At 71.9% G+C, this 13,671-nt stretch carries 9 protein-coding genes; 1 reads left to right on the forward strand and 8 read right to left on the reverse strand.

From position 1 onward, the window contains the following. The first annotated feature begins 156 nt into the window (after positions 1-156). Positions 157-1,704, forward strand: a complete 1,548-nt coding sequence (locus tag K8640_RS33010) for an ATP-binding protein (protein ID WP_223750703.1) — start codon at positions 157-159, stop codon at positions 1,702-1,704. Positions 1,705-1,707: 3 nt separating this feature from the next. On the opposite strand, the gene K8640_RS43320 is transcribed toward K8640_RS33010, so the two are convergent. The 8 genes from K8640_RS43320 to K8640_RS33050 form a co-directional block, all read right to left on the reverse strand. Continuing rightward, positions 1,708-2,730, reverse strand: coding sequence for an ATP-binding protein (locus K8640_RS43320; protein ID WP_223750704.1), 1,023 nt, complete (start codon positions 2,728-2,730; stop codon positions 1,708-1,710). Position 2,731: 1 nt separating this feature from the next. Further along, on the reverse strand, positions 2,732-4,393 hold the full coding sequence (locus tag K8640_RS33020) for an FAD-dependent oxidoreductase (RefSeq protein ID WP_223750705.1): 1,662 nt from the start codon (positions 4,391-4,393) through the stop codon (positions 2,732-2,734). Positions 4,394-4,498: 105 nt separating this feature from the next. Continuing rightward, positions 4,499-6,019, reverse strand: a complete 1,521-nt coding sequence (locus K8640_RS33025; protein ID WP_223750706.1) for a hypothetical protein — start codon at positions 6,017-6,019, stop codon at positions 4,499-4,501. Positions 6,020-6,597: 578 nt separating this feature from the next. Continuing rightward, positions 6,598-8,490 carry a hypothetical protein gene (locus K8640_RS33030; RefSeq protein WP_223750707.1) on the reverse strand — a complete coding sequence of 631 codons (1,893 nt, stop codon included), beginning with the start codon at positions 8,488-8,490 and terminating at the stop codon, positions 6,598-6,600. Then, positions 8,487-10,427, reverse strand: a complete 1,941-nt coding sequence (locus tag K8640_RS33035; protein ID WP_223750708.1) for a hypothetical protein — start codon at positions 10,425-10,427, stop codon at positions 8,487-8,489. The genes K8640_RS33030 and K8640_RS33035 overlap by 4 nt, the downstream gene beginning before the upstream one ends. Positions 10,428-10,453: 26 nt before the next feature. After that, the gene (locus tag K8640_RS33040; protein WP_223750709.1) at positions 10,454-12,184 is read right to left on the reverse strand and encodes a caspase family protein; all 1,731 of its coding nucleotides are present in this window, start codon (positions 12,182-12,184) and stop codon (positions 10,454-10,456) included. Continuing rightward, positions 12,181-12,927: a hypothetical protein gene (locus tag K8640_RS33045; protein WP_194869257.1), complete on the reverse strand. Its 747-nt coding sequence runs from the start codon at positions 12,925-12,927 to the stop codon at positions 12,181-12,183. The genes K8640_RS33040 and K8640_RS33045 overlap by 4 nt, the downstream gene beginning before the upstream one ends. Next, positions 12,924-13,619 (reverse strand): RNA polymerase sigma factor, encoded by a 696-nt coding sequence (locus K8640_RS33050; protein WP_223750710.1) that lies wholly within the window; start codon positions 13,617-13,619, stop codon positions 12,924-12,926. Before K8640_RS33050 ends, K8640_RS33045 begins: the two co-directional genes overlap by 4 nt. Between the last annotated feature and the right edge of the window lie 52 nt (positions 13,620-13,671).

The raw sequence follows: 13,671 nt of genomic DNA on the forward strand, positions 1-13,671 counted from the left end.
ACGTCCGGTGCGCGCATCGCCCACCCACATCCGGACAGGGCAGGCAGCCGCCGCCCGAGGGCTCCTCCGGGAGGCGGACAGCGGAGCGCGGAGGACGGCGGGCACGGAGGGCGGGGCGCACTGTTCGGGGGAACCCCGTCGAAAAGGAGCCTCCGCATGGAGCCGCATGTCGCTCCCCCGCCACGCCCCGACGCCCCGGGTCCGGTGCCGCGTCCCACCCTGGCGAGCGCGGAGGACGGAGACGCGGCGGAGCGCTTCCTCGCGGAGCTGCGAAGCAGCACCCTCTTCTCGGAAGTGGACGAGGAGGAGGCCGAGCGCCTGCGCGCCGAGTCCACCCACCTGGAGCTCCAACCCCAGGAGTGGCTGGGCCACGAGGGCGAGCCCGCCTCCTTCTACCTCATCCTCGAGGGCGAGATTCGCATCACCAAGACCGTGGGCGGCGTGGAGACGCTCATCTCCGTGTTCCGCGCGGGCGACTTCTTCGGCGAGGTGCCGCTGCTGCTCGGCCAGTGCTTCCTCGCCAGCAGCCGCGCGCTCACGCACTGTCGGCTCCTGCGGCTGTCGCACCCGTCCTTCTGGCGGATGCTCGCGGACTGTCCCACGGCCAATCAGCGCATCCTGAGCAAGATGGCCGAGCGCATGAAGGCGCTCCAGTCCATCTCGCTCCAGCAGGAGAAGCTCGCCTCGCTGGGCACGCTCGCGGCGGGGCTGGCGCATGAGCTGAACAACCCCGTGTCCGCCGTGATGCGCGGTGTGCGCGCGCTGGGCGACCGTCTGCGCGAGCTGCCCTCGCTGGCCCTGTCCCTGGACTGCCGCACGCTGTCCGAGCCCCAGGTGCGCGCGCTGGAGGCCCGCGGCTCGGTGTCACCCGAGACGCTCAACCCGCTGGACAAGGGCGACGCGGAGGACGCGCTCGCGCGCTGGTTGGACGCGCGCGGCGTGGAGGAGGCCTGGGTGATGGCGCCGGACCTGGTGGAGTCGGGGCTGTCGCTCGAGAAGCTGGAGCACGAGCTGGCGTCGCTGTCGGGCGAGGTGCTGAAGGGCACGCTGCGCTGGGTGGCCGCCACGCGGGGCATCTCCGTGCTGCTCGACGAGGTGGGGCAGGCCGGAGGTCGCATCGCCTCGCTGGTGAACGCGGCCCGCGCGTACACGTACCTGGACGAGGCTCCGCTGCAGCGCGTGGACGTCCATGACGGACTGGAGAGCACGCTGGCGGTGCTGGGCCACCGGCTGCGCGGCGTCCATGTGGTGCGCGAGTACGACCGGAGCCTGCCGCCCATCACCGCGTACGGCACGGAGCTCAACCAGGTGTGGACCAGCCTCATCGAGAACGCGGCTGACGCCATCAAGGAGCACGGCGGCGGCACGCTGCGGCTGCGCACGCACCGGGACACGGACCACGTGGTGGTCGAGGTGGTGGACGACGGGCCCGGCATTCCGCCCGAGGTGCTGCCGCGCATCTTCGACCCGTTCTTCACCACGAAGGGCGTGGGCGAGGGCACGGGCCTGGGGCTGAGCATCACCCACCGCGTGGTGTCGCTGCTCCACCAGGGCGAGGTCATCGTCACCTCGCGCCCCGGCGAGACGTGCTTCCAGGTCCGTCTGCCCTTCGAGCTCGACGGTGCCTTCATCCCCGAGCCCGCGCGTCCGCGCGCGCCCTCGCCGCGTCAGCGTCCGGAGCCCGAGGAGCTGCGCGGCGCGTGAGCCTCACTTCAGGGGCAGGCGTATCTGGAAGGCGGTGCGGCCCGGCCTCGACTCCACGCGAACGTCGCCGTGATGCCGGTCCACGATGACGCGGCGGATGATGTCCAGGCCCAGGCCGGTGCCCTGGCCCATGGGCTTGGTGGTGAAGAAGGGCTCCCAGATGCGTGGCAGCAGCTCGGGCGGAACCCCGGGCCCATCGTCCACCACCTCCACGAGGAGGGAGTCTTCGTCCTTCGCGGTGCGCACCGTGAGGTGGCCCTTGCCGCCCATGGCGTCGATGGCGTTGTCGACCAGGTTGGTCCACACGTGGTTCAGCATCCCGGGCAGCGCCTGCACGCGCGGGAGGCTCCGGTCGTACTCGCGCTTCACCTCGACGCCGTGCTTCAGCTTGTAGTTGAGCAGGAGCAGCGTGTTCTCCAGCCCCTCGTGCACGTCCACGGGCTCGGGCTGCTCCTTGCCCGCGTGGGTATAGGACTTCACCGCGCCCGCCAGCTCCGACAGCCGCGTGGTGCTCTGCCGCACCTCCGCCAGCAGCGCGCGCGTACGCACCAGGGCCTCCAGCCACGCGAGCGCGTCCGGGAGCGCCTGGGCGGGCAGGGCCTGGGTGAGCGGCGCCAGCTGCGCCTCGCCGATGCCCGCGTCCAGCAACGTGGGTGACAGGTCCCACGCGTTCACCACGCCCTTCGCGTCCATCCACGTGGCCAGCGCGTCCTCGGCGTCTCCGCGCGTGAGCGGGTCCATGTCGCGGGTCGCGCCCCGGCCCTGGCTCTGGCGACAGGTGCGCAGCAGCAGCTGTCGCTGGGCCTGTGTCAGTCGCCACTGGTCCAACGCGACGGACAGGTCCTCCTGCGCGTCCATGGCCTGGGTGAGCTGCTCGGTGGCGCGTCGGCCCGCGGAGGCCGGGTTGTTCATCTCGTGCGCGAGCCCCGCCGCGTGACGCCCCAGCGCGGCCAGCTTCTCCTGGCGCAGCACGGTGTGCTCCAGGCACCGCAGTCGCTCCTGGGGCTGCTTCGGGTCCACGGACACGTCACACCTCGCTCAGGTACTGGTGGATGAAGGAGATTGCGATGGAGCCCTCGCCCACGCCGGAGGCCACGCGCTTGATGGAGGCGTGGCGCACGTCGCCCGCGGCGAAGATGCCCGGCACGCTCGTCTCCAGCAGGAAGGGCGCCCGCTCCGGCTTCCACCCCTTGGGCCGCTGTCCGGCCGGCATCAGGTCCGGGCCGGTGAGGATGTAGCCGCGCTCGTCGCGCGCCACCAGCCCGTCCAGCCACTCCGTCCGGGGCACCGCGCCAATCATCACGAACAGCGTGCTCGCGGGCACGGTGCGCTCGGGCTGTCCGCGCGTGGCCAACGTGACGGACTCCAGATGCGCGCCGCCCTCCACGCGCGTCACCTCCGTGTCGAGCAGCACCGTGACGTTGGAGAGCGAGCGCACCTGCTCGACCAGATAATGGGACATGCCCTTCTCCAGCGAGTCCCCCCGCACCACCAGCGTCACCCGACGGGCGAACTGCGCGAAGTAGAGCGCGGCCTGTCCGGCGGAGTTGGCGCCGCCGATGATGTAGACCTCCTCGTCCTTGCACGACAGCGCCTCCGTGCGCGACGAGCCGTAGTAGACGCCCGCTCCGGTGAGCGCCTCCATGCCGGGCGTGGAGAGCTTCTTCCACTGCACGCCCATGGCGAGCAGCAGCGCGTGGCAGCTGAGCTCCGTGCCGTCCGCGAGCGTGACGATGCGGTACGGGTCCTCCACGCGCAGGTGGCTCACCTCCTGCGGCGTCAGTATCTCCACCCCGAAGCGCGCGGCCTGCGCCACCGCGCGCCGCGCCAGGTCCGAGCCGCTCAGCCCCGCGGGGAAGCCCAGGTAGTTCTCGATGCGCGAGCTGGTTCCCGCCTGTCCTCCCGGCGCGCTGCGCTCCACCATGACGGTGCCCAGCCCCTCGGACGCGCCGTACACCGCGGCCGCCAGCCCCGCGGGACCTCCGCCGATGATGACCAGGTCGTAGAAGGGCTTGGTGGCGCGCACCTTCAAGCCGATGCGCTCGGCCACCTCCAGGGTGGACGGGCCCATCAACCGCGTGCCGTCCGGGAAGAGCACCAGCGGCAGCTTCTCCACGGCGGCGCCTCCGGCCTGCGCGAGCAGCAGGCGGCCCTCGTCGCTGCCCTCCACGTCGAGCCACTGGTAGGGCACCTGGTTGCTGCCCAGGAAGTCGCGCAGCGCATGCGAGCGAGGGGCCCAGCGGTTGCCGAGCACGCGGATGCCCTCGAAGGTCGGCGGGTGGTGGGCCCACCACTCCTCCAGCAGGTCCGTCAGCACCGGGTACAGGCGCTCCTCGGGCGGCTCCCAGGGCTTGAGCAGGTAGTGGTCCAGCCGCACCTCGTTGATGGCGTGGATGGCCGCCTGCGTGTCCGCGTACGCGGTGAGCAGCACGCGCCGGGCCTCGTCGTAGAGCGTCTTCGCCTGCTCCAGGAACTCCACGCCGGACATGCCCGGCATGCGCTGGTCCACCAGGAAGAGCGCCACCGGGTCGCCGCGCAGCCGCAGCTGGCGCACCGTCTCCAGCGCGGCCTCTCCCCGGTCCGAGCTGAGCACCCGGTACTCGCGGCCGTACTGGCGCCGCAAGTCGCGCTCCACCGCGCGAAGCACCTCCGTGTCGTCGTCCACCGCGAGGATGACGGGCTTGGCCATGCGCACGCTCCTCCGGGAAGGAGCGCATCGGCGCGGCTTCGTGCCCCAGGCGACGGGACGGGCGGCCCGTGGCGCGCTCGGAGGGCGGGCGTCAGCGGGCGGGGCTCAAGGGGGCGTGCACACCGCCGTCGTGTCGTTGCCGTAGAGGGAGCGCTCGTCCTCGGGGCCGGTGAAGACGGCGTCCGCTCTCGCGGTGACGTGGCATTGGGACAGTTGGGGGTTGTCGCGCACCACGAAGGAGCTCCGGACCTGCGTCAGGGCCTGGAGCCCGAACTCGGTGAGGGCCGGGTTCTCGCGCACCGACAGCGTGTCGAGGGTGCGGAGGTTGTGCAGGCCCGCGAGGCTCGGCAGTGCGTGGTTCTCGTTGATTTGCAGGTGGGTCAGCGATTCGAGGGGCTCGAAGGCCATGAGGCTCGTGAGCTTCGGGTTGCCGCCGATGGCGAGCGTGCCGTTCAAGGCGCGCAGCCCTTCGAGCCCCGTGACGAGGTCCAGGTTGTCGTTCAGGACGAGGACGAAGGCGTGCCCCGTGTCCCGCAGGGCGGGGAGCGGGCCGAGGGTGGTCAACGCCGGGTTCTGCGTGATGAACAGGCCCTCGACCCGGGAGAGCCGGGGCAGGCTGACGTGCTTCAGGTTCGCGTTGGTCTCCAGCACGAAGGCTCCGCCCACGGCCTCGAGGCGGGTCAGCGCCGCCACGTCTGCCAGCAGGCCATTCTCCATCACGGAGAAGTCGCCACCGACGCCGCGCAGCAGGTCCAGCCCCTCGAGCGACGTCAGGCTGGGATTGTCCCGGAGGAAGAAGTTCGCGCCGACGTGGGTGAGCTGGGAGAGCTTCAGTTTCCTGAGGAGCCGGTTCCGCTCGATGACCACGTCCCCCGAGAGCGTGTCCACGAAGGGCAGGGGGCCCAGCTCCAGGAGGGAGAAGTTGTCCGTCACCCGCAGACCTTTGCGCGGCGCGACCGAGGACAGACCGGCCCAGGGCAGCTGGAGGTTCCGCTCCACCCGCAGGGAGCCGCCCACATACACGGGTTGCGGCACGGGAGCGTTGGTGGGACCGAGCGACACCAGCCGCAGGACGTCGTGGTCGGAGAACGACAGGTCCTCGCGCACGAAGCGAAGGGAGGTCAGGACCACGCGGGAGAGCTGTGGGTTCGACTGGATGCGCAGGCTTCCGTCCACGGCTTCCAGGCCTGGCAGCGCGAGCTCGAGGAGGCTGGGAGAGGAGACGACGAGGTCGCCCCGGATGCGGGAGATGCCCTGGAGGGCCGCGACGTCCGCGTCCGTCGTCACGACATAGTCGCCGTCGTAGGTCGCGGAGGGATGGCAGACATACGCGACGTCGAGGACCTCGCTCTGTTGGAGCACACCGTCCTGGTCGAGGTCATTGCCCGCCGCCACCACGACGCCGCCAGAGACGCAGTTCATCCCCGCGGGCTCGTCGGCATGGCGCCACGACAGCGTGTTCATCGTCGAGGCGCAGAGCTGACTGACGGCCCTCACCTCGTCGTCGTCGAGCGCGCCGTCGCCGTCGTGGTCCGGTCCCGACTCCACCGCGTACCTGGACTGGGTGCCGCATGCACCGCCCACGCCCAGGGCCTCGAGCCGCGAGAGGACCCGCGCGGGCTCCATGCAGCCCACGACCTCACGGGAGATTTCACCGGCCTGGAGCAGTCCGTCCCCGTTCGCGTCGAGCCCCGCCTGGGTGACCTGTCCTCCAAGCGGGCAGGTCTCACCCATGGGCTCGCGCCGCAGGTGCACCAGCACGCCGGGAGGGGGGTGGCGCAGAAGTAGTCGACGTCGTCCACCTCGTCGTCCTCGAGCGTGCCGTTCGCGTTGGTGTCCACGCCCGTCTCCACCGCGAGACCACCATGCTCGCAGTGCTCGCCCGCGGGCTCGCCGCGGGTGCGCAGCCTCGCCTGGGGCGGCGCGGGCGTGCACAGGTACTCCGCGCGGGTGACCTCGTCGTCGGCGAGCAGGCCGTCGCCGTTGAGGTCCTCGCCCGCGTACGCCACCTGCCCGCCGTGCGCGCAGTGCTCGCCGGGTGGCACCCCCTCCTTGCGGCTCAACGTCGGGCGCGACTCGAGGAAGCTGCCCAGTCGGATGTCATCACAGCCGCACAGCCAGGCCAGCGGCACCAGCCAGTACCACCGCATGGGAGCCCCCTTTCTTCCCGGGCACGGAGGCCCGGCTCGCACGACGTTTCGCCTTCAGGGACAGGTGGCCGCGTCGTCGTTGCCCGCCACCAGGTAGACGTTCCCCGGACCGGTGTAGACGCGCTCGCCGAAGGCCCTCACCCGGCACGTGGGGAGCTGGGGATTGCGCTGGATGGAGAAGTACCGCGACACCTGCTGCACCGCGGGCAGCCCCAGCTCCGTCAGGACGGGGTTGTCCAGCAGCATCAGCGACTCCAGGGTGCGCAGGCCCTTGAGGTCCGCGAGGCTGGTCAGCGCGCCGTTCTGCTCCGAGGCCAGCCCCGTCAGCCGCTCCACGCCCGCAAGCCCCGTCAGCGTCGTCAGCGCGGAGTTGTTGTAGAGGCTCAGCCACGACAGCATCCGCAGCGACTCCATGCCGCGCACCTCCACCAGGCGCGCGTGGGCCTCCAGCGAGAGGGTGCCTCGCATGCCCTGCAGCCGGGGCATGTTCCCCCACCACGCCAGCGCGTCGTTGCGCGAGAAGAAGATGCTCTCCACCTGCGCGAGCGAGCCCAGCCCGTGGCTGTCGACGAGCGCCGCGTTGAGCCGGACCTCCAGCGTCACCCCGATGGTGTGCAGCGCCCCCAGCCCCGTCAGCGTGCGCAGCGCGGGGTTGTTCGTCACCTCCAGGTTCTTGCCGATGTGCTCCAGCCGCGTGCCCTCCAGGGTCGTCAGGCGCGCGTTGTTCTCGATGAGGACGCTCTGCGCCACGCTCGTCAGGTTGGGCAGCGGCAGGAGCTCCAGCGCGGGGTTGTCCTTGATGCGCAGCGAGCCCGTCAGCGTCTGGATGGCGCGCAGTCCCAGGCCCTCCGACGAGTGGGTGAGCCGCGCGTTGTCCTCGATGAGCACGCCGCCCCGCGGCACCACCGACTGGAGCCCGTCCAGGCTCTGGAGCCGGGGGTTGTGCGCCACCTCCAGATGGGTGCCCACCCAGGAGGTCTGTCCCGTCGCGCCGCCCACCGTCACCGTCTCCAGCGCGGCGTTGTTCAGCACGCTCAGCCCCTGGCCGATGAAGCGCAGCCCGGGGAGCTCCAGCCGCGTGAGGGACGCGTTGTCCTGCACGTACAGCGTGCCGTCGACGACCTCCAGCGCGGTGAGCTGGATTTCGGCGACCGGGGTGTTGCCCGTCCTCACCTCCAGGTTGCCCCGGATGCGGGAGATGCCCTTCAGCACGGCCACGTCCACCGGCCCCCGGATGACGAAGGTGCCGTCGAACGTGTTCAGGTCCTCGCAGATGGGATTCGAGGCGAGCACCTCCTCGTCGTCGAGCACCCCGTCCGCGTCCAGGTCCATGCCCGCGCTGACGCGGGTGCCCCCGGCCGCGCACGTCGGCTCCCAGGCGCGCGTGATGAGCAGGCGGGAGGTCTCCACGCAGACCTCCAGGCGGGTGCGCACCTCGTCGTCGCCGAGCACCTCGTCGCCGTCCTCGTCGTGGCCCGCCTCGACGACGGTGAGCGTGGTGGGCTCCAGGCAGACGCGGGAGGAGGGCGTGGCCGCTCGCGTGCGCGTGAGCAGCTGGGCCTCGGCGATGTCGCGGCACGAATACACCTCGCGGGCGACCTCGGGCGTGTCCAGCACGCCGTCCTGATTGAAGTCGTGGCCGGCGCGGGTGACCCACCCCCCGCCCGGACACCGCTCGCCCGGGGGCACCGGCTGCTGCTCCACCCGCATCTGCGTCTCGGCGATGGCGCAGACGAGCGTCGAGCCCGTGACCTCCTCGTCGTCGAGCACGCCGTTGCGGTTGTCGTCCGTGCCCACCAGCACGTCGCGGCCTCCCAGCTCACACCTCTCGCCGGGCAGCTCCACCACCTCCCGGCTGAGCGCTGTCGGGTGGTCCATCAGGTCGCGGATGCGCAGGGAGTCACACCCCGCCGCGAGCGGCAGCAGGGCCAGCCAGGTCCATCTCATGGTGCGTCTTCTCCAGCGGCGGCCCCGCGGGCCGCGACCGGCTCTCCGGGGAGGAGCAGGGGCGAGGAGCAGGGCGTCTGCTCGTCGTTGTCCTGGACCGTGCGCGTCCCGCCCCGGAGGGCGCGGTCCGCCAGCTGGTTCGCCAGACATGACGGCAGCGACGGGTTGCGCTGGATGGTCAGCGTGGCGCCGACCTCCGTCAGCCCGTCCAGGTCCAACGTCAGCAGCCGGGGGTTGTCCTGGATGGTCAGGTCCGACACGGACAGGAGCTTGCGCAGGCCCGCCAGGCCTTGCAGGGAGGCGTTGTCCCGCACCACGAGCGAGCGCAGGCTCCGGACGCGGTCCAGGCCCGAGACATCCCACAGCAAGGCGTTGTCCAGGAGCTCCAGGCCGGCGACCGACTCCAGGCGCGGGAAGGCGCCCAGGCTCGACAGCTTCGGGCAGTAGGCCACCACGAGCTGGCCGCGGATGGACTGGAGGTTCGTGAAGTCGAACGCCTCCAGCCGAGGGCTGTTCATCAGCATCAGCGAGCCCACGTGGTTGAGCCCCGGCATCGCGTCGATGGAGTGCAGGGACTCGTTGTTGCTCACCATGAAGACGTCATGGACCGCGCGCAGGGACGACAGCCCCGACAAGCGGCTGAGCGAGGCGTTGTTGCCGATGTCGATGGACTGCCCCACCTCCAGCAGGTCGGGGAAGCTCATCGTGGTCAACACCGGGTTGTTGTGGATGGCGAGCGAGCCCCCCACCGTCCGGAGGTTCTGGAACGGCAGGCGGCTGAGGCTCTTGTGGTCGGCGACGGAGAGCGTCCCCCCCAGGTCCGTGAGGTCCCACGACACCAGGCTCTGCGCCGAGTCGTTGTAGGCGAGGAAGAGGTCCTGACGGACGCGCACGCTGCGCAGCCCGTCCAGGCTCTCCAGCCGGGGGTTGTTCCAGACCGAGAGGTTGTTCTCCAGCCACACCGGCTGGGGCTGCGTCGCCGCGCCGAAGCGCAGCACCGTGAGCTCCAGGTTGACGAAGATCTGCACCTCGTTGCCCACGAAGCGCAGCGCGTCCAGCTCCAGGCGCGTCAGCGCGGCGTTCTCCGACACGATCAACCCGCCGGAGATCTCCGCCAATCGCGGCAGCACGAGCTGCTCCAGCGGCGTGCGGAAGAGCACGAGCGAGCCCTCGATGCGGACGAGCGTCTTGAGCAGCGCGAAGTCCTCCGCGGTGGTCGCGAAGAGGTCTCCGTCGAGGATGGGCGCTCCCTGGCACACCCGCCTGCGCTGGGTGACCTCCTGCTCCTGGAGGACGCCGTCGGCGTTCTGGTCCGCTCCGGAGTCCACCCGGTGGCCGCCCATCGCGCAGCGCGCCCCGACGGGCTCGCTCTCCAGCCGCGCCAGGATTCGCGAGGGGGCTTCGCCACAGTGCACCGCCAGGGACCTCCGCTCGATGGCCCCGAGCTGGCCGTCGCCATCCAGGTCGGGCCCCGCTTCCACCAGCGCGCCTTCTCCTTCGCACGCGGGATATCCCTCCGCGACGCCCCGCACCCGGACGTTCACCGGATACACGCCCGTGCAGTCGAGCCGCTCGTGGGTGACCTCCGCGTCGCTCAGCTCGCCGTCGCGGTTCTGGTCCAGTCCGGAGCGCGTGCTCACGCCGCCCAGGGGGCACGAATCGGTGGGCTCCACGGGGCGCGCCTGCGTCACCCAGGCCAGCGGCTGGCCGTCGCAGTCGTAGTGCTCCGACATGACCTCGGTGCCGGTCAGCAGCCCGTCCTCGTTCTGGTCGATGCCGGTGAGCACCCGGTCCCCACCGAACGGGCACCGGCCTCCGGGAGGCTCGACCTCGAAGCGGGTCAGCGGCGGGTAGCGCCAGGTGAGCTGCGACAGGTTGATTCCGTCGCAGCCGGCGAGCAGCAGGCCCAGCAGCGTCACTCCCAGACGTCGCATCATGAGGCCCCCTGAGGCCGCTCGGCGCTTCAGCGTCGGAACGCGAGCTCGAGACCGAACATCGTGTCCCACGCGTCATCGCCATCCAGCGTGACGCGGTCCGCGGAGGCCGTGGCGGCCAGCCGCAGGTGCATGCCCAGGAGCCGTCCCGACGCCCCCGCCGCGAGGTGGCCCGTGGAGACGGTGAGGTCCCCCATGCGCTTGTTCGGCGACGACACCCCGAGCATGCCCCAGCCCGCTCCGGCCTCCACGAACAGCGGGGTGCGCCGCACGTCCCGGGTGCCCACCAGCGCCAGCACCGTGGCGCGGTGCGTGCGCACGTTCTCGAACCGCTTGGGCATCACCGTGTAGCTGGCGCGCCCGCCGTAATAGAAGTTCGAGTCGCCCTGGCTTCGCCACGACAGGCTGGGGCCGGTGGCGTACGCGTCGAGCCCCAGCGGCGCCTGCTGGCCCACCAGCCCCACCTCCAGGCCGGAGAAGAACGGGTGGGGTGCCGTCAACACGAGCGAGCGGGGCACGAAGCCGCCGCCCTCGGCCGGCGGGAAGGCGCGGGAGAAGTCCACCGGCACCAGGCCCGCGGCGGCCACATACTGGTCATAGAAGTTCTTGTCGAGCGGCACCGCGAACAGGCCCCGGCGCAGCGCCTCCTCGGCGGGGCCACGCTCCTGGAGCTCGCGTGGCTTCAAGTCCAGCACCCCCTGGCTCAGCTCCGCCAGGGTGATGCGCGCCTCGCTGGTGGGGGTGCGCAGCCAGTACACGTCGCGCTCGGGCAGCCGCAGCATCACGTACTGGTCCTCCGCGCGCCGCACGTCCGCGAGCCGCCGGCCCTCCGCGTCCTCCACGGACACGCGCGACTGGCCGAAGTTCGAGCTCAGCACCAGGCTGGGGCCCGCGGGCGCGGCGCCGACGAGCGGACGGCGCGGCTCGCCGGTGGGCGCGAAGGCGTGGATGCTCAGCCGCGCGGGCAGGCCCTTGACGCCCTGCAGTGACGCGGACACGAAGGCGCCCAGCTCGCTGTACTCCACCTGCCCGTCGCCGTTGATGTCGGCGGCGCCCAACAGGCCCGAGCGCGCCACGTGGCTGAAGACGCCGGCGCGGATGCGCGACCACTCGTGCGTCTCGCCGTCGTCGCTCTCCGCGAACACGGCGCCCACCATGGGGCGCGTGGCCAGCTGCTCGCGCGCGAGCATGCCGCGCAGCTCCGCCAGCACCGCCGCCTCCGTCTGCCCGCCGCGGCTGCCGACGACACCCGAGGCGCGGCACGCGTCCACGATGAGGTGCACGTAGTCGGCGGCGAGCGGGTCCACCACGTCCGCGTAGAGGCTCGACTTGTCCAGCCGGCCCCCGGCCAGCGTGAAGTAGGCGCGGCCCGCCTCGTCCGTGTTGCCGTGGCCCACGTACACCACGAGCACGTCCGTGGCGCGGCCCGCCTCGTCATCGGCCAGGCTGGCGGCGCGCAGCCGGGCCACCTCGCGCTTCACTTCTTCCGGCGTGGGCGGCCGCGCGCCCGCGAGCACGGGCCGTCCCCCCGCGCGCGTCGCCGCGTCGGGGTCCACCAGCAGCGTCGTCTCCACGCCCAGCCGTTGCAGCGTCTCCGCCCACAGCACGCCGTCATCGTCGGCGAAGCGCAGCGCGGGCAGCGACGGGTCGTCGCTCCCGTTGTGGGCAATCACGAGGGCACGTCGGACCAGGGCATCCGCCGAGGCGTCGCGGGCTGCGAAGAGCGCGGCGACCCCGAGGAGCACTCCCAGCTTGTTCATGGACCTTCCTCTACCCTCAGTGTCTGCTTGAGCACCACTGCCCCCCCCTGCTCCTCCCCTCGCAAGGCCGCCAGGGCCGCGGACGGGCTGCCGGCGAACGCGGCGGTCACCTCCGCCTCGCCCACCGTCTCCGGCAGGGGCACCGTCAGCTCCAGCGGTGCCTCCTGACCCGGGGTGCCCGTCAGCACGAAGGGCCCGGCCATCAGCTCCGCGCGCTGGGTGCCGCGGACCTGGAGGGCCACGTGGGTGTAGGGCGCCTGTCCTCCGGCGGCGAAGGCGAGCATGGCGCCGGCGGGGCAGGCCTCGCTCGCGTGGAGCTCCTTGAGCGGCTGGCCGGGCGTGGCGCAGAAGATGCGCAGCGCGACGCCGGGTGGGGGCGTGCCCAGGCCCCGCGAGCGGAACTCGTCCCGGGGCAGCGACGTGAGCACCACCGCGAGCACCACCGCCGCCAGCGCGCCGCCCAGGGCCGTCAGCGAGGGCCAGCGCGCGGGCGCCTCCAGGGGCGCGGCCGCCGCGAGCGCCGCCTCCAGGCCGCCTTCCGTCAGCGCGTGCCGCTCCACGGAGGAGGGCGCCTCCAGCGAGCCTTCCAGGGCGCGCTGCGCCCGGGCCCAGCGTTCATAGAGCGGGCCACATCGGTGACACAGATGCGCATGGCGCAGCAGGCGGGCGGCCTGGGGCGAGGGCAGCTCACCCTGGGCCTGTCGCGTCAGTCCCGCGTCGATGTGTCGCTCGTACCACCTCATGATGGGATGCTCCCTATGGCGCACAGGGCGAGGGTCGCCAGGAGCACACCCAGCTCCATGCGCCCGGGCTCCGCCGCCGTCTCCAACCAGCCGGAGGTCTTCAGGTACTCGGTGAACTGCGTGCGCAGCCGCCGCTCGCGCACCCGGACCTCTCCGCGGGTGAGCTGCAGCTGCTCGGCGGCGCTCTCCTGGGACAGCCCGTCCACGAAGCGCAGCTGGGCGAGCGCGCGGGCCTCCTCGGGCTGGGACTCCAGGAAGCGGCGCACCAGCTCGCGCACCTCGGTGCCCAGCGCCTCCTCCTCCGGGCTGCGTCCCTCGTTGGGGAGCTGACCGAGCTCCGGCGCCTCGTCCAGGGACACCGCTTCCCGGGACACCCGCCCCGATGCGCGCATCAGGTCGATGGCCGTGGAGCGCGCCACCGTCAGCAGGAAGCCCAGGTAGGGGCGGACCCCGTCGTAGGCCTGTCGCATGTTGGGGCGGAACGCGCGCACGAATGTCTCCTGGTGGGCCGCGTCCAGGTCCAGCGCGGACAGGGAGATGGTGCGGCTGGCTCCTCCCTCCGCGCCCACCGCGAACCGTCGTGAGAGGTAGCGCAGCACCTCCGGCGAATAGGCGCGGTACACCTGGGTGAGGACGGTGGTGTCCCCACGACGGAAGGACTCCAGGACGGAGCGGTCATTGCCTGGCAGCACGGTGTCTCCGACCCACGCGAGCCGAGTCCGAGCCCAATGCCCGGCCAGCCGT

Source organism: Myxococcus sp. XM-1-1-1 (assembly GCF_020037095.1).
Lineage (GTDB): Bacteria > Myxococcota > Myxococcia > Myxococcales > Myxococcaceae > Myxococcus > Myxococcus fulvus.

Coding starts and splice junctions, on each gene's coding strand:
- K8640_RS33010 (WP_223750703.1), top strand. CDS start 157: ATGGAGCCGCATGTCGCTCCCCCGCCACGCCCCGACGCCCCGGGTCCG.
- K8640_RS33020 (WP_223750705.1), bottom strand. CDS start 4,393: ATGGCCAAGCCCGTCATCCTCGCGGTGGACGACGACACGGAGGTGCTT.
- K8640_RS33025 (WP_223750706.1), bottom strand. CDS start 6,019: ATGGAGCCCGCGCGGGTCCTCTCGCGGCTCGAGGCCCTGGGCGTGGGC.
- K8640_RS33030 (WP_223750707.1), bottom strand. CDS start 8,490: ATGAGATGGACCTGGCTGGCCCTGCTGCCGCTCGCGGCGGGGTGTGAC.
- K8640_RS33035 (WP_223750708.1), bottom strand. CDS start 10,427: ATGATGCGACGTCTGGGAGTGACGCTGCTGGGCCTGCTGCTCGCCGGC.
- K8640_RS33040 (WP_223750709.1), bottom strand. CDS start 12,184: ATGAACAAGCTGGGAGTGCTCCTCGGGGTCGCCGCGCTCTTCGCAGCC.
- K8640_RS33045 (WP_194869257.1), bottom strand. CDS start 12,927: ATGAGGTGGTACGAGCGACACATCGACGCGGGACTGACGCGACAGGCC.